This window comes from Frankia sp. CeTa3Moorea (assembly GCF_978021225.1).
Map to the genome: position 1 here is coordinate 1 of NZ_CDXDOR010000070.1, position 469 is coordinate 469.

Sequence of the window (469 nt, forward strand, 5' to 3'; positions counted from 1 at the left end):
CGCCCTGTCGTACCGCGATGTCGAGGAGCTGCTCGCCGAACGCGGCCTCGATGTCGATCACGTCACGATCTACCGCTGGGTCCAGCGCCTTACGCCTCTGCTGGTCGAGCTGGCCCGGCCCGGCGACAGGTGGTATGTCGACGACACCTACGTCAAGATCGCCAGCCGGTGGACCTACCTGTACCGGGCGGTCGACCAGTACGGCCAGGTCATCGACGTTCTCACCAGTACCCGCCGCGACCAGGCGACTGCCCGCCAGTTCTTCACCCGGGCGCCGCCGTAGGGGCGCCGCCCGGTCGAGGTCACTACCGACGAAGACCCGGCCTACCCGCGGAGCCTCGACGAGCCGCTCCCGAGGCCTGCCATGTCGACGCAGCCCGGGAGAACAACCGGATCGAAGCCGACCACGGACGACTCAAGCACGACTCCGACCGACCCTCACCCGTCGCTGGTTGCCCGGTGCGTCCGT

General features: G+C 68.9%; 1 pseudogene. It reads left to right on the plus strand.

Features of this window, described 5'->3' with window-relative positions:
- Positions 1-469, plus strand: a pseudogene (locus tag AC08OV_RS13960) (IS6 family transposase); the annotation flags it as partial.